At 68.8% G+C, this 26,107-nt stretch carries 26 protein-coding genes, 1 pseudogene and 1 riboswitch; of the genes and pseudogenes, 14 read left to right on the forward strand and 13 right to left on the reverse strand.

Translation table 11 applies throughout. The features are described 5' to 3' along the window. Positions 1–139: 139 nt before the first annotated feature. Positions 140–1,219, reverse strand: a complete 1,080-nt coding sequence (gene hisC / locus ABZ823_RS05310; protein WP_361653854.1) for a histidinol-phosphate transaminase — start codon at positions 1,217–1,219, stop codon at positions 140–142. A gap of 534 nt (positions 1,220–1,753) precedes the next feature. On the opposite strand from hisC, the gene ABZ823_RS05315 reads away from it, so the two are divergent. The 3 genes from ABZ823_RS05315 to ABZ823_RS05325 all read left to right on the forward strand — a co-directional run bounded on the left by ABZ823_RS05315 (position 1,754) and on the right by ABZ823_RS05325 (position 5,298). Then, positions 1,754–2,866: a LacI family DNA-binding transcriptional regulator gene (locus ABZ823_RS05315; protein WP_361653856.1), complete on the forward strand. Its 1,113-nt coding sequence runs from the start codon at positions 1,754–1,756 to the stop codon at positions 2,864–2,866. A 255-nt stretch (positions 2,867–3,121) separates the two neighbouring features. Further along, positions 3,122–4,231 (forward strand): metallophosphoesterase, encoded by a 1,110-nt coding sequence (locus ABZ823_RS05320; protein ID WP_361653857.1) that lies wholly within the window; start codon positions 3,122–3,124, stop codon positions 4,229–4,231. Positions 4,232–4,425: 194 nt separating this feature from the next. Beyond that, positions 4,426–5,298: a hypothetical protein gene (locus tag ABZ823_RS05325; RefSeq protein WP_361653858.1), complete on the forward strand. Its 873-nt coding sequence runs from the start codon at positions 4,426–4,428 to the stop codon at positions 5,296–5,298. A 214-nt stretch (positions 5,299–5,512) separates the two neighbouring features. Here ABZ823_RS05325 and thiC read toward each other — a convergent pair whose 3' ends face one another. Beyond that, on the reverse strand, positions 5,513–7,315 hold the full coding sequence (gene thiC, locus ABZ823_RS05330) for a phosphomethylpyrimidine synthase ThiC (RefSeq protein WP_361653860.1): 1,803 nt from the start codon (positions 7,313–7,315) through the stop codon (positions 5,513–5,515). Then, positions 7,308–7,463: riboswitch (TPP riboswitch) on the reverse strand. (Overlaps the previous gene by 8 nt.) Positions 7,464–7,523: 60 nt before the next feature. On the opposite strand from thiC, the pseudogene ABZ823_RS05335 reads away from it, so the two are divergent. Continuing rightward, a pseudogene (locus tag ABZ823_RS05335) lies at positions 7,524–7,751 on the forward strand (YibE/F family protein); the annotation flags it as partial. Between the two features lie 200 nt (positions 7,752–7,951). On the opposite strand, the gene ABZ823_RS05340 reads toward ABZ823_RS05335, so the two are convergent. From ABZ823_RS05340 to ABZ823_RS05355, 4 genes are all read right to left on the reverse strand, one after another. Further along, complete coding sequence (locus ABZ823_RS05340; RefSeq protein WP_361653862.1) at positions 7,952–8,389, reverse strand: SsgA family sporulation/cell division regulator; 438 nt, start codon at positions 8,387–8,389, stop codon at positions 7,952–7,954. 100 nt (positions 8,390–8,489) lie between these two features. Then, positions 8,490–9,224, reverse strand: coding sequence for a helix-turn-helix domain-containing protein (locus ABZ823_RS05345; RefSeq protein WP_361654751.1), 735 nt, complete (start codon positions 9,222–9,224; stop codon positions 8,490–8,492). Between the two features lie 362 nt (positions 9,225–9,586). After that, positions 9,587–9,799, reverse strand: coding sequence for a DUF5326 family protein (locus tag ABZ823_RS05350; protein ID WP_361653864.1), 213 nt, complete (start codon positions 9,797–9,799; stop codon positions 9,587–9,589). A gap of 167 nt (positions 9,800–9,966) precedes the next feature. Then, entirely contained in the window at positions 9,967–10,284 is a 318-nt protein-coding gene (locus ABZ823_RS05355; protein WP_361653866.1) for a cupin domain-containing protein, read from the reverse strand. A 60-nt stretch (positions 10,285–10,344) separates the two neighbouring features. On the opposite strand from ABZ823_RS05355, the gene ABZ823_RS05360 reads away from it, so the two are divergent. The 5 genes from ABZ823_RS05360 (at position 10,345) to ABZ823_RS05380 (ending at position 14,194) form a co-directional block, all read left to right on the forward strand. Continuing rightward, positions 10,345–10,725 carry a phage holin family protein gene (locus ABZ823_RS05360; RefSeq protein WP_361653869.1) on the forward strand — a complete coding sequence of 127 codons (381 nt, stop codon included), beginning with the start codon at positions 10,345–10,347 and terminating at the stop codon, positions 10,723–10,725. Positions 10,726–10,734: 9 nt separating this feature from the next. Beyond that, positions 10,735–11,226 carry a low molecular weight protein-tyrosine-phosphatase gene (locus ABZ823_RS05365; protein WP_361653872.1) on the forward strand — a complete coding sequence of 164 codons (492 nt, stop codon included), beginning with the start codon at positions 10,735–10,737 and terminating at the stop codon, positions 11,224–11,226. After that, positions 11,223–12,386, forward strand: coding sequence for a cystathionine gamma-lyase (locus ABZ823_RS05370; protein ID WP_361653875.1), 1,164 nt, complete (start codon positions 11,223–11,225; stop codon positions 12,384–12,386). Before ABZ823_RS05365 ends, ABZ823_RS05370 begins: the two co-directional genes overlap by 4 nt. A gap of 258 nt (positions 12,387–12,644) precedes the next feature. After that, entirely contained in the window at positions 12,645–13,550 is a 906-nt protein-coding gene (locus tag ABZ823_RS05375; protein ID WP_361653877.1) for a LysR family transcriptional regulator, read from the forward strand. A gap of 161 nt (positions 13,551–13,711) precedes the next feature. Further along, positions 13,712–14,194 (forward strand): NUDIX hydrolase, encoded by a 483-nt coding sequence (locus tag ABZ823_RS05380; protein ID WP_361653879.1) that lies wholly within the window; start codon positions 13,712–13,714, stop codon positions 14,192–14,194. 34 nt (positions 14,195–14,228) lie between these two features. Here the strand turns inward: ABZ823_RS05380 and ABZ823_RS05385 are convergent, their stop codons facing one another. After that, positions 14,229–15,938: a globin domain-containing protein gene (locus ABZ823_RS05385; RefSeq protein WP_361653882.1), complete on the reverse strand. Its 1,710-nt coding sequence runs from the start codon at positions 15,936–15,938 to the stop codon at positions 14,229–14,231. A gap of 576 nt (positions 15,939–16,514) precedes the next feature. On the opposite strand from ABZ823_RS05385, the gene ABZ823_RS05390 reads away from it, so the two are divergent. The 3 genes from ABZ823_RS05390 to ABZ823_RS05400 all read left to right on the forward strand — a co-directional run bounded on the left by ABZ823_RS05390 (position 16,515) and on the right by ABZ823_RS05400 (position 18,675). Then, positions 16,515–17,381, forward strand: a complete 867-nt coding sequence (locus tag ABZ823_RS05390; protein ID WP_361653885.1) for a GNAT family N-acetyltransferase — start codon at positions 16,515–16,517, stop codon at positions 17,379–17,381. A 328-nt stretch (positions 17,382–17,709) separates the two neighbouring features. Further along, positions 17,710–18,213, forward strand: a complete 504-nt coding sequence (locus ABZ823_RS05395) for a MarR family transcriptional regulator (protein WP_361653888.1) — start codon at positions 17,710–17,712, stop codon at positions 18,211–18,213. Positions 18,214–18,222: 9 nt separating this feature from the next. Next, complete coding sequence (locus ABZ823_RS05400; protein ID WP_361653891.1) at positions 18,223–18,675, forward strand: GNAT family N-acetyltransferase; 453 nt, start codon at positions 18,223–18,225, stop codon at positions 18,673–18,675. Positions 18,676–18,774: 99 nt separating this feature from the next. Here ABZ823_RS05400 and ABZ823_RS05405 read toward each other — a convergent pair whose 3' ends face one another. Continuing rightward, complete coding sequence (locus tag ABZ823_RS05405; RefSeq protein ID WP_361653894.1) at positions 18,775–20,160, reverse strand: serine hydrolase domain-containing protein; 1,386 nt, start codon at positions 20,158–20,160, stop codon at positions 18,775–18,777. Positions 20,161–20,278: 118 nt separating this feature from the next. Then, entirely contained in the window at positions 20,279–21,754 is a 1,476-nt protein-coding gene (dnaB, locus tag ABZ823_RS05410) for a replicative DNA helicase (protein WP_361653897.1), read from the reverse strand. A 458-nt stretch (positions 21,755–22,212) separates the two neighbouring features. Between dnaB and ABZ823_RS05415 the strand changes: the two genes are divergently transcribed. Next, a complete protein-coding gene (locus ABZ823_RS05415) occupies positions 22,213–23,550 on the forward strand; it encodes an MATE family efflux transporter (RefSeq protein ID WP_361653900.1) in 1,338 nt (445 codons plus the stop codon). Positions 23,551–23,684: 134 nt separating this feature from the next. Here ABZ823_RS05415 and rplI read toward each other — a convergent pair whose 3' ends face one another. The 4 genes from rplI to rpsF all read right to left on the reverse strand — a co-directional run bounded on the left by rplI (position 23,685) and on the right by rpsF (position 25,404). Continuing rightward, positions 23,685–24,131 (reverse strand): 50S ribosomal protein L9, encoded by a 447-nt coding sequence (gene rplI, locus ABZ823_RS05420; protein WP_361653903.1) that lies wholly within the window; start codon positions 24,129–24,131, stop codon positions 23,685–23,687. Positions 24,132–24,149: 18 nt separating this feature from the next. Continuing rightward, on the reverse strand, positions 24,150–24,386 hold the full coding sequence (rpsR, locus tag ABZ823_RS05425) for a 30S ribosomal protein S18 (RefSeq protein WP_003949403.1): 237 nt from the start codon (positions 24,384–24,386) through the stop codon (positions 24,150–24,152). An 81-nt stretch (positions 24,387–24,467) separates the two neighbouring features. Continuing rightward, positions 24,468–25,037, reverse strand: coding sequence for a single-stranded DNA-binding protein (locus ABZ823_RS05430; protein ID WP_361653906.1), 570 nt, complete (start codon positions 25,035–25,037; stop codon positions 24,468–24,470). 76 nt (positions 25,038–25,113) lie between these two features. Beyond that, a complete protein-coding gene (gene rpsF, locus ABZ823_RS05435; RefSeq protein WP_004985983.1) occupies positions 25,114–25,404 on the reverse strand; it encodes a 30S ribosomal protein S6 in 291 nt (96 codons plus the stop codon). 275 nt (positions 25,405–25,679) lie between these two features. On the opposite strand from rpsF, the gene ABZ823_RS05440 reads away from it, so the two are divergent. Then, on the forward strand, positions 25,680–26,000 hold the full coding sequence (locus ABZ823_RS05440; RefSeq protein ID WP_361653909.1) for a hypothetical protein: 321 nt from the start codon (positions 25,680–25,682) through the stop codon (positions 25,998–26,000). The last annotated feature ends 107 nt before the right edge of the window (positions 26,001–26,107 follow it).

Here is a 26,107-nt window from a genome sequence, read left to right on the forward strand (position 1 = left end):
GGGGGGCCTTAAGGTGACGCCTTGAGAAGCGCATGCCAACAAGCGGCCGCCGGACGGCGGCCGCGCATCCCGAGCCGGGAGACCGGCAAAGGCGGACGGGCGGGTCACCGACGCCGCGGTGGCCCGCCCGCCGCGGTGCCTAGAGGTCCCTGCGGAAGCCTTCCGCCACCTTCACGAAGATGTCGTTCGCCTCGGACTCGCCGATCGTCACCCGCACCCCTTCCCCCGGGAACGGCCGGACGACCACGCCGGCCTGCTCGCATGCGGCCGCGAAGTCGAGCGTGCGCTCCCCCAGCCGCAGCCACAGGAAGTTCGCCTGTGTCTCGGGGACCGTCCAGCCCTGGGCGCGCAGGGTGTCGACCACGCGCGTGCGCTCGCACACCAGCGAGCCGACCCGGCCGAGCAGTTCGTCCTCCGCGCGCAGGGAGGCGACCGCCGCCTCCTGCGCCAGCTGACTCACCCCGAAGGGCACCGCCGTCTTGCGCAGCGCCGCCGCCACCGGCTCATGGGCGATCGCGAAACCGACGCGCAGCCCGGCCAGGCCGTACGCCTTTGAGAAGGTGCGCAGCACACAGACGTTCGGCCGCTTGCGGTACAGCTCGACGCCGTCCGGGACCTGGACGTCGCGGATGAACTCCCGGTATGCCTCGTCGAGCACCACGAGCACATCACTCGGGACCCGGTCGAGGAAGCGCTCCAGCTCGGCCCGGCGCACGACCGTGCCGGTCGGGTTGTTGGGGTTGCAGACGAAGATCAGCCGGGTGCGGTCCGTGATCGCGTCCGCCATCGCGTCGAGGTCGTGCACCTCGTCCGAGGTCAGCGGCACCTGGACCGCTGTCGCTCCGCTGATCTGCGTGATGATCGGGTACGCCTCGAAGGACCGCCAGGCATAGATCACCTCGTCGCCCGGGCCGCTCGTGGCCTGCAGCAGCTGCTGGGCGACACCGACCGAGCCCGTGCCGGTCGCTAGGTGGGACTGGGGCACGCCGAAACGCTCCGACAGCTCGCACAGCAGCCCCGTGCACGCCATGTCGGGATAGCGGTTGAACGACGCGACCGCCGCGGTCACGCGCTCCATCACGCCCGGCAGCGGCGGGTACGGATTCTCGTTCGAGGAGAGCTTGTAGGCCACCGGGCCGCCGGACGCGGCGGGCTTGCCGGGCCTGTAGGTGGGGATACCCTCCAGCTCGGCACGCAGCCTCGGGCTCGTCTCGCTCACCGCAGTCCTCCTCGCGCACGCACCGGCTCATGACCGCCACCGGCTTCCAATGCTTCTCACCTTATGAGGATTCGGCGCCGCTGCGAATGGGCTGTGTACAACCGCTTCGGGTTCGTGGTGCCGTCCCGGAAACCGGGCCCGTCACCGCCCGAGCCCGGGCACGTCACCGTGCGAGCCCGGATGCATCACCGTACGAGCGCGAGCGCGTCACCGTACGTGCGCACATCACCGTACGAATCCGGGCACATCGCTGGAGCACGGTGCGCCTATCGGGGGGCGCATCGCCCTTTGCCGCACGCGCCGGTAGCTCGCGCCGTGGCGCGCATCCCTCGTGAAGGTGAGTTGAGACCTCTTCGAAATATGGCGACCTTGGCAGGCACATGCGTGCCAACACGTCACGTACTGACCTCGGACCGTTCAACTCCCTTGCATTCCAAGGTATTTCCCTCCCTCTGGCCATGCAGAAACGTGCCTGTCAACGAGCGCATATGCGTCCGCACTACCCCACCGCATGAGCCCTACTATCGGCTCGCCATGACAGCAGCAGGGAAGCACCAGGTGAGCCGGGCGGAGACCTCCCGCCGAGGCAGTCGGCCGGGCCGAGCGGGCATCAGAGACGTGGCCGCCGCCGCCGGAGTCTCCATCACGACCGTCTCCGACGCCCTCAACGGCAAGGGCCGCCTGCCGGACGCCACCCGACGCCATGTCCGAGAGGTCGCCGACCGGCTGGGCTATCGGCCCTCGGCCGCGGCCCGCACCCTCCGCACCGGCAAGTCGGGCCTGATCGGCCTGACCGTGACCACGTACGGGGATGAACCTTTCACCTTCACCGAATTCGCGTACTTCGCGGAGATGGCCAGGGCCGCCACCTCCGCGGCGCTCGCCCGGGGCTACGCCCTGGTCATCCTGCCCGCGACCTCGCGCCACGACGTGTGGTCGAACGTCGCCCTGGACGGCACCGTCGTCATCGATCCGTCCGACCAGGACCCGGTGGTCAGCGAGCTGGTCCGGCAGGGGTTACCGGTCGTGTCCGACGGACGGCCGGCCGGCTCCCTCCCGGTCACCGCCTGGGTGGACAACGACCACGAAGCCGCGGTCCTCGGCATCCTCGACCATCTGGCCGCCGCCGGCGCCCGCCGTATCGGACTGCTGACCGGCACCACCACGGACACGTACACGCATCTGTCGACGACCGCCTATCTGAACTGGTGCGAGCGTGTCGGACAGGATCCGGTCTACGAGGCCTATCCCGCCCACGACCCGTGCGCGGGCGCCGTCGCCGCCGACCGGCTGCTCGCCCGCCCCGACCGCCCCGACGCGGTCTACGGACTCTTCGACCCGAACGGCACCGATCTGCTGGCCGCCGCCCGCCGCTACGGACTGCGTGTTCCCGAGGACCTGCTGCTCGTCTGCTGCAGCGAGTCCGCCGTGTACGCGAGCACCGAGCCGCCCGTCACGACGCTCTCCCTCAAACCGCGCCGGATCGGTACCGCCGTGGTCCAGCTCCTCATCGACGCCATCGAGGGGATCGAGTCGGACCAGCCGGTCGAGCAGGTCATACCGACGGAGTTGATCGTGCGCACATCGTCCCAGCGACGGCCGCCACGCACCACGGTCAGCCCGCCCCGGTCGCCCGGGCAGGGGTAGCCCGTGGCTGATCCACGGATGACGCACAGGTTGCCCGCGGGCGGGTGACGCACAGGTCACCCGCAGGCGGGTGACGTACCTGGTCGCAGCAGGGAAAGCCCCGCTCATTTGGGGCGAAAGCCGCGGTGACCGGGGGTCCTTCCCCGATTCACCACCCCTGGGTCATCACATGGCGCGATCCGCATTCCTATGATGGGCCCACGACACCGCGGACCGCTGCGACCAGGCAGTCCGATGCGGTGCAGATGCGGCGCGATGGTGGAGGGGTCGATGACTCAGGGGGCCGGTCAGGGACCCGAGGTGGAGCAGGCGGCGGCGTTGCGCGACTTCCGGGTGCCCGCATACGTCCACGAGACCGGTCCCTACGCACAGAGCACGCCCCCCGGTGAGGTCACCGGGCCCGTCGCGCCACCGGAGGCGTATCCGCACGGCTACTCCGACGCGTACACGCCCACCGAGCGGGACCTTCCGGTCATCAACCCCGGCGACACGCCCCAGGTGACCGCCGACCCGGCGACCGCCCCCGCCGCGCATCCCGCCGAAGGCCCCGGACCGCTGTTCGTGGTCGGGGACGTCCACGGCTATCTGGACCAGCTCGTCGCCGCGCTCCAGGAAAAGGGGCTCATCGACGCCCAGGGCCAGTGGTCCGCGGGCACCGCGCGGCTGTGGTTCCTCGGGGACTTCACCGACCGCGGACCCGACGGCATCGGCGTGATCGACCTGGTGATGCGGCTGTCCGCGGAGGCGGCCGCGGCCGGCGGCTACTGCAAGGCGCTCATGGGTAACCACGAGCTGCTGCTGCTCGGCGCCAAGCGGTTCGGTGACACGCCCGTCAACTCGGGCGCGGGCACCGCCACCTTCCAGGCGGCCTGGCTGCTCAACGGGGGCCAGAAGACGGACATGGACCGCCTCCAGGACCACCACCTTCAGTGGATGGCCCGTCTCGACGCGGTGGAGGAGGTCGACGGACACCTTCTGGTCCACTCGGACACCACCGCCTACCTCGACTACGGCGACTCCATCGAAGCGGTCAACGACACCATCCGCGAGACGCTCACGCGCAATGACGCGGACGAGGTGTGGGATCTCTTCCGGAAGTTCACCAAGCGCTTCTCCTTCCGCGACGAGGGCGGCGCCGACGCCGTACGGTCCCTGCTGGAGACCTACGGCGGCCGGCGGATCGTCCACGGCCACAGTCCCATCCCGTACCTGCTCGGCGAGGTCGGCTCGGAGGACGGCGACGACGCAACGGGTCCGGTCGTCGAAGGCCCCCACGTCTACGCGGACGGCCTGGCGATCGCGATGGACGGCGGTGTGACCATGGCCGGAAAACTGCTGGTCCAGCAACTCCCCTTGGACCACTGAGCGTTCGACGGGCAGGCATCTCCCGGCGGGGAACCGTCCAACGAGTACCCGAACCGGGCGGCAATTTCTGGAAACCCCCTGTCACCGTGTGCCGTCGCCGCTCTACCATCGGCTTATCCGTAGCAGGCTCCCCTCCGTTTCTGCCCAACGGCTCGTCAGCATGCCGAGCCACAAGCCCTACGGAGCATCGGGGGATGCACATGAACAGCGTTCCGCAGCACCTGCTGAGCGAGGACCGCCAGGACTACGAGCGGATCCTCGGTGAGGCGCTGCGCTCCGCGCCACACCGCCCGGATCTGGCCGCTGTGGGACAGCGGCTCAACCCCGAACAGCTGCGCACCATGGCGCTGAACGCCACCGCCCTCATCACCGCGGCGGCGACCGAGGAATACCAGCACTATGTGAAGGTCCGCGAGGAACTGCGCCGGCCGGCGCCGTCCACCCCGCCCGTGCACGAGAGCGGCGAAGCACGCGACTCCACCGAGCCGGAGACGGACGGCCAGGGGCTCGCCGCCACCGTGGGAGAGGCCGCGGCAAGCGCCGGAGCGGGGGCCGTCGTCGCGGTCCTCGCCCCGTTCCTCGCCGGTGCCGCCGCGGCGATCTTCCTGCTCGTGGGTTACATCCTCAAGATGGTCAACCCCGATCAGGCGTTCGCGCGGACCCTCCTGACCACCGGGTGGGTCTTCGGCGCGGTGACCGCGGCGGCGATCCTCGTCGCCGCGATCGGTCTGTTGCTCACCGCGCTGCGCAACAGCGCATCGGCCCGGGATGCCGACGCCCAGAACGCGCTGGCTACGGAAGTGGCGCGGGCTCGGGAGGCCTGGCACGAGGCACTGCTGGAGCGTGGCATCCTGCCGTTCCTCCGCGAGGCCCTCGCCGACCCGGGAAGGGCCGCGATGAGCCGAAAGGCACCCGAAACGACGCCCAGCCGCATCCCACACCTCGGCTACGACCGCCCGGGCTTCAGCAGCCCGGACAGCGGCCCCACCGCGGGTCCGCGCCCCAGCTTCAGCAGCCCGGACTTCACCAGTCCGGACTTCGGGGGCCCGGAACACCAGCCGGAGTGACGGATCTCGGCCGACATCCCGCCGGCCGAGGTGAAACCGTCGGCGGACCGGGCCGACCGGCCGCCGGACCGTCACCCGGAGCCGGCCCCACCTCCGGGCCCTCGCCCGGAGCCGGTCCCGAACCGCGACATCCACCGAAGCCGGCCCGCCCTTCCGAAGGAGCGCGGGCCGGGACTTCAGCGCGCGCCCTGGACCGGCACTGCGCGACGGCGGATCACTCCGCGATCGGCAGATACACCCGGTTCCCGCTCGCCGCGAACTCCTTCGACTTCTGGAGCATCCCCTCGGCGATCTCGTGCTGCGTCGCGCCCTCGGCCGCCTCACCGCCGAACCGCTCGGTGATGCTCTGGCTGATCTTCATGGAGCAGAACTTCGGACCGCACATCGAGCAGAAGTGGGCGGTCTTGGCAGGCTCGGCGGGGAGGGTCTCGTCGTGGAAGTCACGGGCCGTGTCGGGGTCGAGGGCCAGGTTGAACTGGTCCTCCCAGCGGAACTCGAAACGCGCGTCGGACAGCGCGTCGTCCCACTCCTGCGCACCCGCGTGCCCCTTGGCCAGATCGGCCGCGTGGGCGGCGATCTTGTAGGTGATGACGCCGGTCTTGACGTCATCACGGTTGGGCAGGCCCAGGTGCTCCTTGGGGGTGACATAGCAGAGCATGGCCGTGCCCCACCAGGCGATCATCGCGGCGCCGATACCGGAGGTGATGTGGTCGTACGCCGGCGCGATGTCCGTGGTCAGCGGACCCAGCGTATAGAACGGCGCTTCATCGCAGATCTCCTGTTGCAGGTCGATGTTCTCCTTGATCTTGTGCATCGGGACGTGTCCCGGGCCCTCGATCATGGTCTGTACGTGGAAACGCCTGGCGATACGGCCGAGTTCCCCGAGCGTGCGCAGTTCCGCGAACTGCGCCTCGTCGTTGGCGTCCGCGATCGAACCGGGCCGCAGGCCGTCGCCCAGCGAGTAGGTGACGTCGTAGGCCGCGAGAATCTCGCAGAGCTCCTCGAAGTTCTCGTAGAGGAACGACTCCTTGTGGTGTGCGAGGCACCACGCGGCCATGATCGAGCCGCCGCGGGAGACGATGCCGGTCTTGCGGTTCGCCGTCAGCGGTACATACGCCAGGCGCACCCCCGCATGGACCGTCATGTAGTCCACGCCCTGTTCGGCCTGTTCGATGACCGTGTCCTTGTAGATCTCCCAGGTCAGCTCCTCGGCCCTGCCGTCGACCTTCTCGAGCGCCTGGTAGAGCGGCACCGTGCCGATCGGCACAGGGGAGTTGCGCAGTACCCATTCACGGGTGGTGTGGATATTGCGGCCGGTGGACAGGTCCATGACCGTGTCGGCACCCCAGCGGGTCGCCCAGGTCATCTTCTCGACCTCCTCCTCGATCGAGGAGGTCACCGCGGAGTTGCCGATGTTGGCGTTGACCTTGACCAGGAAGCGCTTGCCGATGATCATCGGCTCGATCTCCGGGTGGTTGACGTTCACCGGCAGCACCGCGCGACCCGCCGCGATCTCCTCGCGGACGATCTCGGGAGAGACGTTCTCCCGGAGAGCCACGAACTCCATCTCCGGCGTGATCTCCCCGCGGCGCGCGTACGCGAGCTGCGTCACCGCGTTGCCGTCGCGGCCACGGCGCGGCTGGCGCGGGCGTCCCGGAAACACCGCGTCGAGGTTGCGCAGGCCGCCACGCGGCGAGGTGTGCTTGATCCCATCGTCCTCGGGACGGACGGGACGGCCCGCGTACTCCTCGGTGTCGCCGCGAGCGGTGATCCAGTTCTCCCGCAGCGGCGCAAGGCCCCTGCGGACGTCCGTCTCGGCGACTGGATCGGTGTACGGACCGGAGGTGTCGTACAGGGTGACCGACCGCCCGTTGGTGAGGTGCACCTGACGGACCGGCACCCGCAGGTCGGGGCGAGAGCCCTCGATGTACGCCTTGTGCCAGCCGATGGACTTCCCGGCCTCCTGGGGCTCGTCACCCTGGACGGAGGCAGGCGTGCGTACGTCCTTGATGGTCATGAGACCTACTCCCTACGCCGGCATTACCCGGTAACAGGTTCAGCGGTCGACGCAGCAGTTCCCGCCCGCCGATGTTCCACGTGAAACATCGCGTCTGCGGAGTCAGCGCCCTCTCAGCCCGGTGCTCCGAGCTCCCGCGTGTGCAAAGGTGCCTTCACGCTAGCGTCTTGTTGGGCAAGCTGAACAGTGGGCCTCACGCGTTCCTTGCTTCGACCGGGAGACCCAACCGGCCACGGTGACCACGGTCGTGGCGGTGGACTGCGCATCCGTGAACGCCTCGGCTGGGACCACGCCCGGCTGCACCTCCATCGCCAGGGACCCGTCGGCCCCACAGAAGCCGACCGGCACCTGCAAGAAGGCGCCGGTCCACATCGACACCGGCAAGGACAAGGGCGGTACGTTCACGGAGATCGTCCAGCCGGACCAGTCACGGCAGTCGGCCCCCGCCCGCAGGGGTCGAGGGCGCCGCCGCAAGCGCAGAGACTTCCCACACCGGGACCGAAAGAGGCCCAGGCCGAAAGACGCCCCCGCAGAACCGTTACGGCATATCCGCGCGCCCGTACCGCCTTGAAGGGACGGTTTACGGCGCGAGGAACCGTTACGGCCCGAGGAACCGTTACGGCGCCGCGCGCGGTCTCAGCCCGCGCTCTGCTCCTCCGCCAGGATCCGGTCCAGCGCCTCGTCCAGATGCGCGTCGAAGTCGGCGAGAGATCCCTCCTGCCCGAGCGGCACCAGCTTGTCGGTGCGGTCGAGAAACGCCACCAGGGGCACCGCACCCGACCGGAACAGCGCGCGGTCGCCGCCCACCTGGAGCCGGATCAGCACATCACCGAAGGTGTCCGGCTCGGCGGGCGCGATGTGCACATCGCCGTCGCCGCACGGCCGACCCACCCCGTCCACCAGCAGCTCACGACCGAAAGCCCAGGTCACGGGTGCGTCGCCGGGCAGATGGAAGGTCAGACGCACCGCATAGGGATCACAGGTCTCGTAACACAGCTCCACCGGAATGCGGAAGGAGAGCTCCTCGGACACGAGAAAGCTCATCATGACCTCTGCCTGCACCGACTTGCGCATCGTCTACCCCGTCAGTAGCCGTCGACTGGCCAGGAATGATCACCCTGACACCTGCAGGAAGTTTGCTGAACGTGTATGGCAGATCACAAGGAGTGAGTTTTCAGATGCTGATAGAGAAGGCGAGTGTCCCTAGCAGTCTGCCGGTCTCCGCCTGCAGCTGACGGGCCGCCGGCAGCAACCGGTCGGCCTGGTGGGACGGCAGGGAGATGGCCACCGCCGCGGCCGTCGTACCCGCGGTGAGGGGGATCGCGGCGCAGGCCGCCCCGAGCGCGTACTCCTGGCACTCGACGACGGCCTCCATCGGCCCCAGGCGCTCCAGACGGCGCTCCAGGCTGCGGTTGTCACGCACCGTGTACGGAGTGAGGGGGTGCACCGGATAGCGATCGAGATGGTCGTGCCGGGCCTCTTCGTCGAGCTGTGACAGCAGGCACTGACCGAGCGCGTGCGCGTGCCCGGTCTCCCGGAAGTCGGCCCACTCTCCGACCGCCGGACCGTCCGGGCCGGCGGCAACACCGAGGACCTCGATCTCACCCTCGCGGTAGACCGCGTAGTAGACCGGGACACCGATCGAATCACGCCATTGTGCGAGCGCGTCGTTCACCATGCTGCGACGTTTCTGCTGGGCCGCGGTGGCGCCCAACCGCTCGGCGGCCTCCCCGAGGAAGAACAGGCCCTTCTCCCGCCGCAGATAACCCTCATGAGTCAGGGTGCGCAAGAGGTGGTACGCCGTGGGAAGCGCCAGACCGACCTCACGCGCCAACTGCTTGGCGGGAGCCCCGTACGCATGCTCGGCGACGGCCTCCAGCAGCCGCATCGCCCGCTGCACCGATCCGATGAGGGTGGTGGACTGTGCCGGCGCGGGCGGAAGGTGCTCTTCCGCCGGTGAGGCGCGCCGCTGTGCGGGCGGCGTGGCTGAGTAGGCGGGTGCGGTGCCAACCGTGGCCAAAGGTCACTCCCGGAGCACGAGGGTGGGCCTCCCGTGCGGGGACACGGGAGGGGGATGCGCCGTGCGCGGGACCTGCCGCGCGCCGGGCTCCGGACTTTAACGGCCACCCACCGGCCACCGGCGGCACCACCGGGAAAACTTCCCTCGCCCGAGGGAACCTCGGATTCCTTACCGGCGGCCCGTTGCCGTCCGCTAGCCCGGCCCCCTGACGTCACGTGGAGCCGCTCCCCGCCCGGTGTGCCCCGGGTGGTTCACCAGTCGCCGCGCGAGGACGAACTCGACATGAACTTCCGTACGACGTAGATCAGTCCACCGACCAGAGCGACGAAGAGCAGCACCTTGAACAGCAGCTGGATGACGAAACCGACGACGGTCGCTATCACGCTGCCGAAGACGACCAGGGCGATGACCGGCACCGCGATCCACTTCACCCACCACGGCAAACCAGCGAAGATCTCTCGCATCGCCCTCGTCCTTGTCTTGTCCGCCCGTTGCCCCGCGTACTTTTCGGGGGCTGCGCAACCGGGTCCTTCTGTGCTGCTTCGATGCTAGGACCGCGCGGGGGCGGAACACGGACCTCGCGCCCCTTGTCCTCCCCTGATCGTTCCCCTAGGGAACCCCGAGACGGGGCTCAGCTCTCCGGCGGAGAGAACACCACCAGAACCCTCAGGTCCTCGGTGATGTGGTGGAACTTGTGGGCGACCCCGGCGGGCACATAGACGACGCTTCCCCGTGCGACCTGGGTGGTCTCCAGGCCCACGGTGATGGAGGCGCGGCCGCTGACGACGAAGTACACCTCGTCCTGCTGGTGCGGCTTCTGCGGGTCGAGGTCCCCGGCGTCGAGCGCGTACAGGCCGACCGACATGTTCCGCTCCCGCAGGAACTGGAGATACGCGCCGTCGTTGGCGGCACGCTCCGCCTCCAGTTCGTCCAGCCGGAATGCCTTCATCGCCCCTTGCCCGCCCTTGCTCGCTACTCGCCTCTGACCCCGTCTGCCACGATCAGACACATGAAGAATTTCGTAGTCAAGACGATCGCCAACGCGGGGGCCCTGGCCGTCGCCGTCTGGCTGCTCGACAAGATCACCCTGACGGGCTCGAACACCGGGAAGAAGATCGGCACCCTCATCGTGGTCGCGCTGATCTTCGGACTGGTGAACTTCCTGGTCAAGCCGGTCGTGAAGGTACTCACCTTCCCCTTGTTCATCCTGACCCTGGGCCTGATAACCCTGGTCGTCAACGCCCTGATGCTGCTGCTCACCTCCTGGGTGGCGGGCAAGCTGGACCTGAGCTTCCATGTCGAGGGCTTCTGGACCGCCGTCCTGGGCGCCCTGATCGTCTCGATCGTCTCCTGGGCGCTGAACCTCGTACTCCCCGACGGCGAGGACTGAGTGAGCCGTATGACCTATCGCGTCTGCTTCGTCTGCACCGGCAACATCTGCCGCTCACCGATGGCGGAGTCCGTTTTCCGCGCCCGCGTGGAGGAGGCCGGCCTCGGCGACCTGGTCGAGGTCGACAGCGCGGGCACGGGCGGCTGGCACGAGGGCGACGGGGCCGATCCGCGCACGGTGGCCGTCTTGGAGGAGAACGGCTACGGCAGCGACCACACTGCACGCCAGTTCCAGCTCTCCTGGTTCTCCCGGCTCGATCTCGTGATCGCCCTGGACTCCGGCCATCTGAAGGCCCTGCGCCGTCTGGCTCCCACCCCTGAGGACGAGGACAAGGTCAGGCTTCTGCGCTCGTACGACCCGGCCGCCGGCGAGGACCTCGACGTGCCGGACCCGTACTACGGGGGGATGGACGGTTTCGAGGAGTGCCTTGAGATGGTGGAAGCGGCGAGCCCAGGCCTGCTCGCCGCGGTACGAGAGCATGTGGAGGGACGGGCGGCATGAGCACAGGGGACACATGGGATGCCGGTGCGTCCTCCGAGGGGATCGGCGACGGGACGCGTGCGGTGCGGGCGGGGCTGCCCGAGCCGGTCAAGCACGAGCCGACGCTGCCTGGCCCGGTCTTCGCCGCACACTTCCACCTGCCCGGCGAGCCGACCGGCCCGTATGCCTACGGACGGGACGAGAACCCCACCTGGACGCATCTGGAGCGCGCCATCGGCGAGCTCGAGGCGCCCGGAGACGAGGGCGCCGAGACGCTCACCTTCGCCTCCGGCATGGCCGCGATCTCCGCGGTCCTCTTCTCCCAGCTGCGCGCCGGCGACACCGTGGTGCTGCCCTCGGACGGCTACCAGGTACTGCCGCTGGTGGGCGAGCAACTGACCGCGTACGGCATCGAAGTGCGCACCGCGCCGACCGGTGCCGACGCCCAGCTCGGTGCCCTGAAGGGTGCGAAGCTGCTGTGGATCGAGACCCCGTCGAACCCGGGGCTCGACGTCTGTGACGTGCGACGGCTCGTGGCGGCGGCCCACGCGCAGGGCACCCTCGTCGCCGTCGACAACACCCTGGCGACACCCCTTGGCCAGCGGCCCTTGGAACTGGGCGCCGACTTCTCGGTCGCGAGCGGGACGAAGATGCTCACCGGGCACGGGGACATCCTGCTCGGATATGTGGCGTCCGGGAATGCCGAGCTGATGACCGCCGTGCGGCGCTGGCGCAAGATCGTCGGAGCGATCCCGGGTCCCATGGAGGCCTGGCTCGCGCATCGCTCGCTGGCCACCCTGAGGCTGCGCGCGGACCGGCAGTCGGCCAACGCGCTCCTGATCGCCGAGGCACTGCGCGGTCGGCCCGAGGTGACCGCGCTGCGGTATCCGGGCCTGCCCGACGACCCCTCGCACAAGATCGCCGCGCAGCAGATGCGGCGCTTCGGGTGCGTGGTGTCGTTCTCGCTGCCCACACGCGCGCGTGCCGACCGTTTTCTGGACGCACTTCGCATCGTCGACGACGCGACCAGTTTCGGAGGCGTACGGTCCACCGCCGAGCGGCGGGGACGCTGGGGCGGCGACGCGGTCCCGGAGGGCTTCATCCGCTTCTCCGTCGGTGCCGAGGATCCCGAGGACCTGGTGGCCGATGTGCTGCGCGCGCTCGACGAGTCGGCGGAATGACCACGTCCTGAGCCGCGGCCCCGGCCTCGGTACGCACATCCGGGGAGGCGATGCTGCTTTCCGGGCGGCCCCTCTACGGACAATGGGCGGTCCGAGCCTCCCCCCTCGTGGCTCGGACCGCCACGGTTCTCCACTCGAAGAACCGCGCAGCCAAGGCTAGTTGACTCTATGTCAGTGTCCAATCACGGTAGCGACAGAGAGCTATCGACTTATTTATAGTTGGGATGGTCCCGGGGTGCCGTGAGGGGAGGGAGCACCATGGATCTGGCCCTGTTGCGCACCTTTGTGACGGTGCACCGGGCCGGTTCCTTCACCCGCGCCGCGGCACTCCTCGGCCTCTCGCAGCCGGCAGTCACCTCCCAGATACGCACCCTCGAACGGCAGCTTGGCCGCCCCCTCTTCCTGCGCCAGGCCCGCGGGGTGACCCCCACGTCCATCGGCGACGAACTCGCCCACAAGGCCGCTCCGCATCTCGACGCCCTGGTCGAGATCGCCGAGACCGGTCTGGACGAGCAGTCGTCGTTGCGCACCCTCCATCTGGCGGGGCCTCCGGAGTTCACCGCCGAGCGTGCCCTGCCCGCGCTGGCCGAGCTGACCGGCGGGGACGGCCAGGGTCTGGCCCTGCGCGCCTCCTTCGGGAAGGCCGAGGAGACGCTGGAGGGGCTCGCCGCCGGACACCACGACCTGGCCATCACCACCGCCCGGCCACGCGGCGCCCTGCTCACGGCGACCCCGCTCTGCGACGAGGAACACGTCCTGGTCGGGGCCCCCCGCTGGGCCGCCCGTATCGGCCCCGGCAAGGTGCGCCGCAGAGGCGCACACATGCTGGAGAACCTTCCGGTGGTGGAGGTGCACGAGTCGCTGCCCTTCGTCTCCCGCTACTGGGCCTCCGTCTTCGACTCCCGACCGGCCGCCTCCGGCACCGTCGTCGTCCCCGACCTGCGGGCGGTGCTCGCCTGCGCCATCACCGGAGCCGGACTCGCCGTACTTCCGCGCTACCTCTGCGCCTCCGCTCTGGGGCGGGGCGATGTCGTGGCACTTCATGAACCGGCGGTGCCCCCGCTGCGGACATACTTCCTCGTGGTCCGCACCGGGACTCTGGCCATGCCCCATATCGCTCGCGCCCACGAGTGGCTGTTGCGGTCCGCGGCCGCCTGGGGCTGAGGACGGCGCGGTCCGCGGCCGCCTGGGGCTGAGACCCGGGGGAGGACGAGGCGGTCCGCTGGCCGGGCCCCGCGCCGGGGCCACCCAGCGTTCACTCGGGCGTCGGCTCCATGTGGGGTGTGGGAGGTTTCACGTGGAACGCGCTGGGCCACATTTCACCCATGACCGTTCGCCCCGTGGTCAAGCGCACTGCCCGCGCCATCCTGCTGGATGGTGACGACCTGATTCTGATCAAGCGGACCAAGCCCGGAGTCGATCCCTACTGGCTCACACCGGGCGGCGGGGTCGAGCCGACAGACGCGACCGTTGTCGACGCTCTCCACCGTGAAGTGCACGAGGAACTCGGGGCCAAGATCATCGATGTGGTGCCCTGTTTCGTGGACACGGTCGAGCACATCGGCGAGAACGGCGGGGCCACCGGTGTGAAGGTCCAGCACTTCTTCGTCTGCCGTCTCGAGTCCATGGACGAGCGTCTGCGACACGGCCCCGAGGTCGAGGAGCCCGCCGGCGAGTACGAGATCGTACGGGTGCCCTTCACCCGCGTCGGCATCGCGTCCGTCCATCTCGTACCGCTGTCTCTACGGCACTACCTGGACGGGAACATCGAGGGAGTACGCGCGATGCACGCGCCCGACCTCGGCTGACGCCGCGTCCATGGTCCGGGCGGCTCCGCGAGGGCTACGCCTCGGCCAGGACCAGCTCCTCCACCGCGTCGTGACGGATGCGTGCCGACGGGACACCGATGTTTCGCAGCGCGTGCACACCGCTGCGGATCATGCCAGGCGGACCCGAGAGATACACGTCGTACTCGTTCCACGGCCCGTACTCGCGGATGACGTCCGGCAACTGCAGATGTGCCTGCTCATCGATGATCGGGCGGACGGAAAGCCAGGGGTGGCTCTGTTGCAGTCGCAGCATGGTGTCGATGTCGTACAGGTCGTGGCCGGTCCGGGCGCCGTAGAAGACCTCGACGAGGCGCCGCTCACCGTGCTCGGCGACATCCTCGACCAGGGCCTTGATGGGCGCTATGCCGGTGCCGCCGCCGAGGCAGAGCAGTCCGCTGTCCGTCGTGTGGTCGACGGTCATCGTGCCGACGGGCGGACCGAGCCGGACGATGTCCCCGGGGCGGGCCCGGTGGACCAGCGCATTGGACACCCAGCCCGCCGGGACCGCCTTCACATGGAACGTGAGCAGTCCGTCGGAGCGCGGTGCCGAGGCGAAGGAGTAGTGGCGCCACACCCGCGGCCACCACGGGGTCTCCACGCTCGTGTACTGACCGGCCAGGAACGGGTACGGCTGGTCGGGGCGGACCGTGATCACCGCGATGTCCGGGGTCCGGAGGTCGTGCGAGACGACTTCCGCGTACCACCAGGCCGGGGCCCGCAACTCGTCCGCCGCCGCCGCGTCGATCATCACCTGGGAGATGGTCGTGTATGTCCGCACCCAGGCGGCTTCGGTCTTCTCGTCCCAGATCGCGGAGGCGTACTTGCTCAGTGCTCCGATGAGGCACTCCCCGACGGCCGGGTAGTGCTCGGCCCGGGTGCCGTACTTACGGTGCCCGCGGCCGAGGTTCTGCAGGTACGCGACCAGGACCTCGGTGTTGTCGATGTGCTCCGCCGCGGTCAGCAGGGCTTTGAGCAGCCGGTCCCGCTGGGTGTCCATCGCGGCGGGGAACAGCGATCGCAGGTCGGGGTGGCGTACGAAGAGCAGCGCGTAGAAGTACGAGGTGACCTTGTCGGCGACGGGTCCGACCTCGGCCATGGTGCGCCGGACAAGCACGGCGTCGGGGGATGCCCCGGGATCCGGGGCCGATCGCTGAGTGGGCACCGGTGACTGGGGCTGACCGCCGGACCGGGGACCCTCTGAGGCCGGCCGGGCGGGGAAGGCCTCCGCCGGTGCCTCCCGTGGCAAAGCGGAGGCCGACTGGGCGGGAGCGGTCTGTGGGACTCCGACGGCGAAACCGGAGGTCGGCGGGGAGCCGACGGCGGAAGGATCACCACTTTGGGGATAGCCGACCCCGGCAGGGCCACCACTTTGGGGATAGCCGGGCGTCCTCCCGTTCGAGGATGCAGCCGGGGTCGCTGCCCCATGGGAAGGTTCCGGTTCGGCGAGAGGGCGTTCCGGTTCGGCGAGAGGGCGTTGCTGCGAAGTGGTCACCGGCGCGGGACGACGTATTCGCGACGGCTCGCTGTCCGCACCGGGAGTTTGCCGCCCGACGGGGCGCATCGCCGCCAGGCGGCTGCCCTCGGGTATCTCCTGCTCTCCGCTCGGGGGTGTCTGGGGCTGCTTGCGGGGCGTGAACCAGCCGCCCTCGCCGCCGCCACCGGACGTGCCGTTGTCGGCCGACGTGGTGGTCGGAGCGTCCATGGTGTGCCTCGCCTCGAACATCTTTCAGTCGGTCTACGCACTTCCCTGTCGGCGGGCGTCAGTTTCCGCGCCGTAGGGCCCTGCCTTTTCCCCGTTCAGTTCCTGGTGGTCAATGCGGCCACATTCAAGCCCCGTTCCCGTCGCGTACCGACAAGTAAGGCAAGAGTGTGACATCGGCCGCAGTACCCGGACCGCAGCATCGCACTCCTGACCCTTCCTCGGCCGCGTAACAGAAAAATGCGGGCCTTCGATCTCTCCGTCCCGTTAGGCTGCATTGGCCTGCGTACGCGCGTTGCGGAACGCACGCACATCACACCGGCGAACCGGACTCGACCATACCGGCCACCGTCTCATACACAAGTACCCCCTTGGGCCGACCTCAAGGGACGGCCGCCCAAGGCAGGCAATTCCCTCAACTGCCGGTGACGGGCCACCAATTCAAGACGGCTGTTCCGGAACGGCCATGTTCCGGTCCCTCACTGTTTCACGTGAAACGCCTGCCTTAGTGCTGTGTTGGAGCACAACGTGGCTTAAAGGGTGTGCGTTCGACCGGGAACCGGTGGACGTCGGTAGCCGGTGTCGGACAGCCTGACCTGCGTGTCGACAGCTCCCCTCAACGCTCTGCCCATCCGCCGCCTGACGCCCCGCGATCTCAACGCCTGCGCCGACTTGTCCGAGGACCGGGGGTGGCCCCGGGAGGAAGACAAATGGGGCCTGCTCCTGGCCGCCGGAAAGGGCTACGGCATCGACGACCCCGAGGGCGGACTCGTCACGGCCTGCGTCGTGACCGAGTACGGGTCACGGTACCGTCCGGATCTCTGCGGAATCGGCATGGTGCTCGTCGCCCAACGACACGCACGCCAGGGTGTGGGGCGCCGGCTGATGCGCCATGTGGTGGCGGAGATGGGCGACAGTCCGCTCACGCTGTACGCGACCCCCTACGGGCGTCCCCTCTATGAGGAACTGGGATTCAAGGTCACCGGCAGCTCCGAGATGGTGCTGGGACACTTCATGGCCGATGGGCCGCCGTCCCCCGTCCTCACCCGCCCGGCCACCGCGGAGGACCTCGCCACGCTCGTCCGGCTCGACGAAGAGGTCTTCGGCGCCGACCGCACTCATGTGATCACTCGACTGCCTGCCTTCGCCGACCAGTTGCGCGTCGCCGAGGAGGGTGGGCGGATCACCGGATACGCGGCTGCCTGGCCCAATATGGACACGCACGTCGTGGGTCCGCTCATCGCCCGTGACACGGAAACGGCCCAGGCACTCGTCGCGTCTCTTGCCGCCCATACCGACCGCCCGCTGCGCACGGACGTCGACGTACGGCACGAGGAGCTGCTGACCTGGCTGAAGGAGCGCGGGCTCGCCTCCGTCGGCACGAACGCGGTCATGACGTACGGCATCCCGGATCTGCCCGGCGACTGGACGAGGCGCTTCGCTCCGGTGACGGTGGCGGCGGGCTGAGCCCACCCACAGGGAAGCGTGTGCCTCCGACGGGTCGTAGGCACACGCTTGGGATCGCTCTGGCGGGCCCGCTCAGCGGTGCCAAGCGGCCTGGCGTCGGCTCGGCACTCCTCCCGCCAGGACGGAGCCAGAGGCCGTCTCACGAGACTCCGGAGCGGTCGAGAGGAACGCAAGCTGCGCGAGCGGCATGGGGCTCCACCGTTCAGAGACTGCATTGAGCGCGTTCCTCACAGCACAATAATTGCAGACGCCTGATACCTGCGACAGCAGTCTATTGCGCTGGTGCTCTATCCTGGGAAGAAGCCGCTCCGGGACCGAGGAGAACGCCATGACAGCGACGGACCCCGCGCTCACCGCCCTGGCCCAGGGGTGGTGCGCCCTCTCCCTGCTGCACGGGAGAATCGAGGCCCACATGGAGCGAGCCCTACAGGCCAAGCACGGACTGAGCGTGCGGGAGTACTCCCTGCTCGACGTGCTCAGCCGACAGCACAACGGTGTGGGCGGCATGCTGCAGATGAAGCAGGTTGCCGACGCGGTGGTCCTCAGCCAGAGCGCCACGACCCGGCTGGTCACCAGGCTCGAGGACCGCGGACTGCTCGCGCGCTACCTCTGCCCGACCGACCGCCGCGGCATCTACACCAACGTCAGCGAGGCAGGTCTCAAGCTCCTCGAAGAGGCACGCCCCACCAATGACGCCGCTCTGCGCGAAGCGCTGGACGAGGCGGCGAAGAACCCCGAGCTCGAGCCCCTCGTCCGCGTGGTCGAGTCGCTGAACGTGCCCGACTGGAACCGCCTGCTGCCCGCACGGCCCGGGACGCCCGGCCCCGCATAGGCTGCCGGTATGGGAGATCTTGAGATACGACGCGTCGTCGCGGAGGACGTACCCGCGATCGTCGGCATGCTCGCGGACGACCCGCTCGGCGCTCAGCGGGAGTCACCAGACGACCTGACCCCCTATATGGCCGCGCTGGACCGGGTGAGCAGCGCTCCGAACCAGCATCTGATGGTCGCCGTCCGGGACGGAAGCGTCATCGGTACCCTTCAGCTCACGATCATCCCGGGGCTGTCCCGCAAGGGGACGACCCGCTCGATCATCGAGGCGGTACGCATCCACGCCGACGAGCGCGGTAGCGGCCTCGGTACCCAGCTCATCCAGTGGGCCATCGATGAATCCCGGCGTCAGGGCTGCGCCTTGGTCCAGCTCACCTCCGACACCAGTCGTACCGAGGCGCACCGCTTCTACGAGCGTCTGGGCTTCGAGGCCTCGCATGTGGGTTTCAAGCTCCACCTCTGAACGGCTGTGTCCCTGCCGGACGAAGCGAACGGTCCTGTTTCACGGTCCTGTTTCACGTGAAACAGGACCCTTGGCCGGCGACACCCCCGAGGGCGGTGTCTAACCGACCCCTCGCCATCCCTCCGGATCGACCCCGCCGGGCACCGCGGCCCCCTTGTCATACGGCTGACGCGTGAAGACGAACGATCCGAGGTCCAGATGACTCACGGACCCGTCCGCACGCCGTACGGCCCGCAGCCGCTCTCCGGCGTAGTAGCCCTCCAGCCCCGTCCATGTGCCGTCACCGTTCACCCGGAAGCGTGAGCGTCGGCCGGTACCGGACAGCGGCTCCAGCGAGACGAACCCGTCCGCCGTGCACCGCAGGCCGAAGCCATGCGTTCCCCAATACCACTGCCCCGCCAGCTCCAGTACGGACGGATCGACGTCCCGGAGCGGGCGCCAGGGCTCGGGGATCCTGGGTTCGGCCTCGGCCACGATACGGACGAGGTCGGCACCCACGGCCGACACCAACGGGCCGGAGGTGCAGTTGGCCAGGACGACGGCTGCGACATCGTCCTCCACGCTGAGAGTGAGGCAGGCGAGAAACCCCGGCAGGGACCCCGTGTGCCCAATAAGGAGCCGTCCGCCCGAACGGCGGATCTCCAGCCCCAGGCAGTAGGCGTACCCGGCGGCCACGTCCGCGGCTTCGGGCGGAGCCGCCGGAGTGCGCATCTCCAGCAGCGACTCTGCGCTCAGCACCCGGTCGTCGCCCTTGGCCAGGAAGGCCGCGAAGCGCGCCAGATCCCCCGCGGTGGACCAGAGCTGCCCGGCCGGGGCCATCCGGCCGAGGTCCTCGAGCGGCTCGGACAGCATGACATCGGCCCAGGGATGCACCGCCCAGCCGCCCGCGTGCGGTGCCTGCGGACGCGCACTCGTGCGATGCAGGCTCAGGGGTTCGAGCACTTCACGCCGAAGGACCTCCTCCCACGGCGCTCCGCGCAGCTCCTCGACCAGAGCCCCCAGCAGCGTGTAGCCGGGATTCGAATAGTGGAACCGCCGTCCGGCCGGATGCAGGAACGGCTGCTGACCGAGGACATCGGCGAGCTCCGGACGCAGCGAGCCCGGCGTGCGTTCCCACCACGGAGCGGGCGACTCGGCCGCCAGTCCGCCCGTGTGGGCGAGCAGTTCGGCAACGGTCGCCTCCCCCGCCCCGGTGCCGGGCAGATGCTTTTCCAGCGGGTCGCCGAGGTCCAGGACGCCCTCGTCGCGCAGTCGCAGGACGAGGACCGCGGTGAAGGTCTTGGTGATCGAGCCGATCCGGTACTGCACGTTTTCGTCCGGGGCGTGGCCGTCCACGGAGGTGCGCGAGCCGTTCCACACCGTCCGGCCGTCCCGGACGACCGCGGCGACCAGTGAGGGCGCCCGCCCCTCGGCCTGGGCCACGGCGATGCGGTGCAGCAGAGCCCGGCGCGTGGCGGGCAGCAGTTCTTCCTGCGATGTCGTCATGGATCCCAGTCCACCCGGCGCGGAATCCCGCGTCGAGTCCATTTCCCCGGGCGTCTTCCCCTGTGACTTTCCTGACGTCGCGACTCGAAGGGGTCGGCCACCCACCCGGGTCGGTCCCTCAGGTCTGGGCCATGTCCACGAAGCGGGAGTAGTGCCCCTGGAAGGCGACCGTGATCGTGGCCGTCGGGCCATTGCGGTGCTTGCCGACGATGATGTCCGCCTCGCCCGCCCGCGGCGACTCCTTCTCGTACGCGTCCTCGCGGTGCAGCAGGATCACCATGTCGGCGTCCTGCTCAATCGATCCGGACTCACGCAGGTCGGACACCATGGGCTTCTTGTCCGTCCGCTGCTCGGGGCCTCGGTTGAGCTGGGACAGCGCGATCACCGGCAGCTCCAGCTCCTTGGCCAGCAGCTTCAGGTTTCGCGACATCTCGGAGACCTCCTGCTGTCGGCTCTCGGACCGCTTGGAGCCGGACTGCATCAGCTGGAGATAGTCGATGACGACCAGCTTCAGGTCATTGCGCTGCTTGAGGCGCCGGCACTTGGCGCGGATCTCCATCATCGACAGGTTCGGCGAGTCGTCGATGTAGAGGGGCGCGGCCGACACGTCCGGCATGCGGCGGGCGAGACGGGTCCAGTCCTCGTCCGTCATCGTTCCGGAGCGCATGTGGTGCAGAGCCACACGTGCCTCGGCGGACAACAGACGCATCGCGATCTCGTTGCGGCCCATTTCGAGCGAGAAGATCACGCTCGGCAGGTTGTGCTTGATGGACGCCGCACGCGCGAAGTCCAGGGCCAGCGTCGACTTACCCATGGCGGGACGGGCCGCGATAATGATCATCTGGCCGGGGTGCAGACCGTTGGTGAGCTGGTCGAGGTCCGTGAAGCCGGTCGGCACACCGGTCATCTCCCCCGAGCGTGAACCGATCGCCTCGATCTCGTCGAGCGCGCCCTCCATGATCTCGCTGAGCGGCAGGTAGTCCTCGGCCGTCCGCTGCTCGGTGACCGCGAAGATCTCGGCCTGGGCGCTGTTGACGATCTCGTCGATGTCCCCGTCGGCCGCGTAGCCCATCTGGGTGATGCGCGTGCCGGCCTCGACCAGTCGGCGCAGGACCGCCCGCTCATGCACGATCTGCGCGTAGTACTCGGCGTTGGCCGCGGTCGGGACCGTCTGCACCAGGGTGTGCAGATAAGGGGCGCCGCCGACCTTGGTGATCTCGCCCCGCTTCGTCAGCTCGGCGGCGACCGTGATGGGGTCGGCCGGCTCGCCCTTCGCGTACAGATCGAGGATCGCCAGGTAGATCGTCTCGTGCGCGGGCCGGTAGAAGTCATGGCCCTTGAGGACCTCGACGACATCGGCGATCGCGTCCTTGGACAGGAGCATTCCGCCGAGGACCGACTGCTCGGCGTCCAGGTCCTGGGGCGGGACACGCTCGAAGGAGGAGCCTCCGCCGTCCCAGGCACCGCTGTCGTTACCGCGGTCGTGCTGCTCGTCACGGCCTCGGCCGCCGTCACGGCCCCGGCGGGAAGCGGGAACACGATCGCTGGGACCGCTGTCGGCCCACGGATCGTCCAAGGGCTCGGAAATGCTCACCGGGCCGCCTCCTCCCGTCCGCCGTGCGGACCTCGCCGTGCCCCTCATTTCTAGGGCACGACACTGACAAAGCGAGAAGCCCAGCTCCGGTTCGTACGCGTCTTTTCGCGAGCTTTCCAAAGGCGGAGGGGGAGCGGGCGCCGCACCACGTTAGGCCTGTCGGGAGCGTCAGCCAATCTGGTTATCCACAGGCCATGTGGACGAGGGCCCCGATGCTGTGGAGAACTCAGCAAAACCTGTGCACGACACGGTGGACAGCCCTGTGAACAAGCCCTCAACAGCTCCCGAGAACACCATCTGACCTGCATCTTTCCCATCCACCGGCTGTGCAGAAGAAAAACTTCACCAGTCGGATCAAGATCACCGCAAGAGGTGCACGAGACCACGTCCCGCACAAGCCGAGGTAAGGGACAATAGCGCGTTGCGTCGCTTACCTGTGGACGATTAGATTGGTGGCCATGACACAGACTCCCGCGCCACCCGGCGCCACCCGACGTCGGCATGACCGGGAGATCATCGGCCTGGCCGTTCCGGCCTTCGGAGCGCTCGTCGCAGAGCCCCTGTTCGTGATGGCCGACAGCGCGATCGTCGGCCATCTCGGCACCCTTCAGCTGGCCGGGCTCGGCGTCGCCTCGGCACTCCTCACCACCATGGTGAGCGTCTTCGTGTTCCTGGCCTACGCCACCACGGCCGCCGTCGCCCGCCGCGTCGGCGCGGGTGATCTGAAGGCCGCCATCCGCCAGGGCATGGACGGCATCTGGCTGGCCCTGCTGATCGGGGCGGCCGCCATCGCCGCCGTTGTCCCCACGGCGCCCGGCCTCGTGGAACTCCTCGGCTCCTCGCCGACGGCTGCCCCCTACGCGACGACCTATCTGAGGATCTCCATACTCGGGGTTCCCGCCATGCTGGTCGTCCTCGCCGCGACCGGCGTACTACGTGGTCTTCAGGACACCAGGACACCGCTGTACGTCGCCGTCGCAGGCTTCGTCGCCAACGCCGCCCTCAACGCCGGCCTCGTCTACGGGGCCGACTGGGGGATCGCCGGCTCCGCCTGGGGCACCGTCATCGCCCAGTGCGGCATGGCCGGCGCCTATCTGTACGTGGTCGTCCGCGGCGCCCGCCGGCATGGCGCCTCGCTACGGCCGGACGCTGCGGGCATCCGCGCCTCCGCACAAGCAGGAGTGCCCCTGTTGGTGCGGACGCTCTCACTGCGGGCGATCCTGATGATCGCCACTGCCGTCGCCGCCCGGCTCGGGGACGCGGACATCGCCGCGCACCAGATCATCCTGTCCCTGTGGAGTCTGCTGGCTTTCGCCTTGGACGCTATCGCCATCGCCGGGCAGGCCATCATCGGACGATATCTGGGCGCAGGCGACACACAGGGCGCCCGCGAAGCCTGCCGCCGCATGGTCCAGTGGGGAATCGTCACCGGTCTGGCCCTCGGCCTGCTCGTCCTCGTGGGCCGCCCGCTCTTCCTTCCGTTGTTCACCAGCGACACAGCGGTTCACCGCACGGCCCTGCCCGCTCTGGTGCTCGTGGCGGTCTCCCAGCCCGTCTGCGGCATCGTCTTCGTACTGGACGGCGTGCTGATGGGTGCCGGTGACGGCCGCTATCTCGCCTGGGCGATGTTGCTGACCCTGGCCGTCTTCGTCCCCGTGGCCCTGCTGGTCCCGGTCCTCGGTGGCGGACTCACCGCGCTGTGGGCGGCGATGACACTGATGATGACCGTGCGGATGCTCACGCTGTGGGTCCGTGCCCGTTCGGGCCGCTGGATCGTGACGGGAGCCACGCGCTGAGCAAGCTCGCGACCTGACGACATCGTCCTGTTTCACGTGAAACGGCGCTCGGCAGACTACCGCCGAACGCGAGGAAGGGGCCGTACCCCGCAGGGTACGGCCCTTTCTCTCAACTGCTCAGACAGAGCCCGGCATCAGGCCGAGACGACCTCGATGTTGACCTTGGCGGCAACCTCGGGGTGCAGACGCACGGACGTCTCGTGGGCGCCCAGCGTCTTGATCGGCGTACCCAGCTCGATGCGACGCTTGTCGACCTCGGGGCCACCGGACGCCTTGATCGCCGAGGCGATGTCGGCCGGGGTGACGGAGCCGAAGAGACGGCCGGAGTCGCCGGAACGAACGGCCAGGCGAACCTTCACGCCCTCAAGCTGGGCCTTGACCTGGTTGGCCTGCTCGATGGTCTGGATCTCGTGGATCTTGCGGGCGCGGCGGATCTGCTCGACGTCCTTCTCGCCACCCTTGGTCCAGCGGATCGCGAACTTCCGCGGAATCAGGTAGTTGCGAGCGTAACCGTCCTTGACGTCGACGACGTCACCCGCGGCGCCGAGGCCGGAGACCTCGTGGGTCAGGATGATCTTCATGAGTCGGTCACCCTTTCCTTAGCGCGCGGTGGACGTGTAGGGCAGCAGCGCCATCTCACGGCTGTTCTTGACGGCCGTGGCGACGTCACGCTGGTGCTGCGTGCAGTTGCCGGTCACGCGGCGGGCACGGATCTTGCCGCGGTCGGAAATGAACTTCCGCAGCATGTTCGTGTCCTTGTAGTCCACGTACGTGACCTTGTCCTTGCAGAAAGCGCAGACCTTCTTCTTCGGCTTGCGCACAGGCGGCTTCGCCATGGTGTTTCTCCTGTGTGATCAAGAAGTTGGGGATACGGCCCACCTTCGACCCGTCCGGGCCCGGAGACCCGGCACTAAGGCCTAGAAGGGGGGCTCGTCCGAGTAGCCGCCGCCACCGCCGGAGCCGCCGCCCCAGCCGCCACCGCCCTGCTGGCCGCCGGCCGGAGCGCCGGTCGCCCAGGGGTCGTCGGCCGGAGCACCGCCCTGCTGGCCGCCGCCGGGGCCGCCACCCCAGCCGCCGCCACCCTGGCCGCCACCGCCGCTGTAGCCACCCTGGCCACTGCGGCCTGCGGTCTTGGTGACCTTGGCCGTGGCGTTGCGCAGGCTCGCGCCGACCTCGTCGACGTCGAGTTCGTAGACCGTGCGCTTGACGCCCTCACGGTCCTCGTAGGACCGCTGCTTCAGCCGGCCCTGCACGATGACGCGCATGCCTCGCTGAAGCGACTCGGCGACGTTCTCCGCCGCCTGGCGCCAGACCGAGCAGGTCAGGAAGAGGCTCTCGCCGTCCTTCCACTCGTTCGTCTGGCGGTCGAAGGTGCGGGGAGTGGACGCGACGCGGAACTTCGCGACCGCCGCACCGGACGGGGTGAAGCGCAGCTCGGGGTCATCGACAAGGTTGCCGACGACCGTGATGACGGTCTCGCCTGCCATTGGGGGAACCTCTCGGCGGGTTTGCTGCTGGCTGCTTGTGCTGCTACTCGAATCCCGAGATCAGCTGAGCGGAAGCTCAGTGGGTCTCGGGGCGGAGGACCTTGGTCCGGAGGACCGACTCGTTCAGGTTCATCTGGCGGTCGAGCTCCTTGACGACCGCAGGCTCGGCCTGCAGGTCGATGACCGAGTAGATGCCCTCGGGCTTCTTCTTGATCTCGTACGAGAGACGACGACGGCCCCAGGTGTCGACCTTCTCGACCTTTCCGCCACCGTCACGGACGACGGAAAGGAAGTTCTCGATCAGCGGGGAGACAGCGCGCTCCTCCAGATCGGGGTCGAGGATGACCATCACCTCGTAGTGACGCATGTGGAACCCACCTCCTTTGGACTCAGCGGCCACGGTCGTTCCGTGGCAGGAGGGTCGTGATGCGTACGCAACAGTGCCCGTCACTGAATCAGCCGCCACCGACAATCGGGGTCGGTCGACGGTTGACGCGGCTTGGCCTGGGCAGACACCGGTGCAGACGGTACAGAGTACCCGCACACGAGCTTCCGGTTGAAATCCGGCCGCGAAGGCCGTCAATCTGTACACATCGGGTGTGTATGGCGCTACGATGCGCCGCCTTCCGCAGGAGGTGCCACATGGCACAGGTATTGCGACCCAACACCACCGGTTCCCTACTGGCCACGGACGGCAAGGCCCATCCCGTCCAGGACACCTTTCTCCTGGTGACCCTGGTGCTCGGGGTCACCGCTTTCGTCACGGCGTTGGTGTCCCACGACCTGCATCTGATCAGCTCCTGGGCCGGTCTGGTGGGGATTTTCACCGGCGCGTACGGCCAGTACATCTCCGTCACGACCCGTCAGCGTTTCGGACTGATCCTGGGGCTCGGTGCCGCGGCCATCGGCTTCTTCCTCGGTATGGCCCACGGCGGCCTCTTCGGCGGACTCGTCGGCAGCTGACCGGGGGAGGTCGCCGGCCGGGCCGCGGGGCCGGCCGGCGACCTCATGGGCACACAGGTTCCATACGGCCAGACGGGGCGCTCGCGGGGCGCAGTAGGCTTCGGCGC

Source organism: Streptomyces sp. NPDC047079 (genome assembly GCF_040643755.1).
Classification (GTDB): Bacteria; Actinomycetota; Actinomycetes; order Streptomycetales; family Streptomycetaceae; genus Streptomyces.

What these genes read in the sequence shown, in the direction of transcription:
- rpsF (WP_004985983.1), bottom strand. Translation starts at nt 25,404, where the DNA reads ATGCGTCACTACGAGGTGATGGTCATCCTCGACCCCGATCTGGAGGAG.
- ABZ823_RS05350 (WP_361653864.1), bottom strand. Translation starts at nt 9,799, where the DNA reads ATGCGAGAGATCTTCGCTGGTTTGCCGTGGTGGGTGAAGTGGATCGCG.
- ABZ823_RS05440 (WP_361653909.1), top strand. Translation starts at nt 25,680, where the DNA reads ATGGCACAGGTATTGCGACCCAACACCACCGGTTCCCTACTGGCCACG.
- ABZ823_RS05355 (WP_361653866.1), bottom strand. Translation starts at nt 10,284, where the DNA reads ATGAAGGCATTCCGGCTGGACGAACTGGAGGCGGAGCGTGCCGCCAAC.
- ABZ823_RS05320 (WP_361653857.1), top strand. Translation starts at nt 3,122, where the DNA reads ATGGTGGAGGGGTCGATGACTCAGGGGGCCGGTCAGGGACCCGAGGTG.
- ABZ823_RS05430 (WP_361653906.1), bottom strand. Translation starts at nt 25,037, where the DNA reads ATGGCAGGCGAGACCGTCATCACGGTCGTCGGCAACCTTGTCGATGAC.
- ABZ823_RS05415 (WP_361653900.1), top strand. Translation starts at nt 22,213, where the DNA reads ATGACACAGACTCCCGCGCCACCCGGCGCCACCCGACGTCGGCATGAC.
- ABZ823_RS05405 (WP_361653894.1), bottom strand. Translation starts at nt 20,160, where the DNA reads ATGACGACATCGCAGGAAGAACTGCTGCCCGCCACGCGCCGGGCTCTG.
- ABZ823_RS05395 (WP_361653888.1), top strand. Translation starts at nt 17,710, where the DNA reads ATGACAGCGACGGACCCCGCGCTCACCGCCCTGGCCCAGGGGTGGTGC.
- ABZ823_RS05400 (WP_361653891.1), top strand. Translation starts at nt 18,223, where the DNA reads ATGGGAGATCTTGAGATACGACGCGTCGTCGCGGAGGACGTACCCGCG.
- ABZ823_RS05380 (WP_361653879.1), top strand. Translation starts at nt 13,712, where the DNA reads ATGACCGTTCGCCCCGTGGTCAAGCGCACTGCCCGCGCCATCCTGCTG.
- ABZ823_RS05385 (WP_361653882.1), bottom strand. Translation starts at nt 15,938, where the DNA reads ATGTTCGAGGCGAGGCACACCATGGACGCTCCGACCACCACGTCGGCC.
- ABZ823_RS05360 (WP_361653869.1), top strand. Translation starts at nt 10,345, where the DNA reads ATGAAGAATTTCGTAGTCAAGACGATCGCCAACGCGGGGGCCCTGGCC.
- rpsR (WP_003949403.1), bottom strand. Translation starts at nt 24,386, where the DNA reads ATGGCGAAGCCGCCTGTGCGCAAGCCGAAGAAGAAGGTCTGCGCTTTC.
- thiC (WP_361653860.1), bottom strand. Translation starts at nt 7,315, where the DNA reads ATGACCATCAAGGACGTACGCACGCCTGCCTCCGTCCAGGGTGACGAG.
- ABZ823_RS05340 (WP_361653862.1), bottom strand. Translation starts at nt 8,389, where the DNA reads ATGCGCAAGTCGGTGCAGGCAGAGGTCATGATGAGCTTTCTCGTGTCC.
- rplI (WP_361653903.1), bottom strand. Translation starts at nt 24,131, where the DNA reads ATGAAGATCATCCTGACCCACGAGGTCTCCGGCCTCGGCGCCGCGGGT.
- ABZ823_RS05315 (WP_361653856.1), top strand. Translation starts at nt 1,754, where the DNA reads ATGACAGCAGCAGGGAAGCACCAGGTGAGCCGGGCGGAGACCTCCCGC.
- ABZ823_RS05375 (WP_361653877.1), top strand. Translation starts at nt 12,645, where the DNA reads ATGGATCTGGCCCTGTTGCGCACCTTTGTGACGGTGCACCGGGCCGGT.
- ABZ823_RS05370 (WP_361653875.1), top strand. Translation starts at nt 11,223, where the DNA reads ATGAGCACAGGGGACACATGGGATGCCGGTGCGTCCTCCGAGGGGATC.
- ABZ823_RS05325 (WP_361653858.1), top strand. Translation starts at nt 4,426, where the DNA reads ATGCACATGAACAGCGTTCCGCAGCACCTGCTGAGCGAGGACCGCCAG.
- ABZ823_RS05365 (WP_361653872.1), top strand. Translation starts at nt 10,735, where the DNA reads ATGACCTATCGCGTCTGCTTCGTCTGCACCGGCAACATCTGCCGCTCA.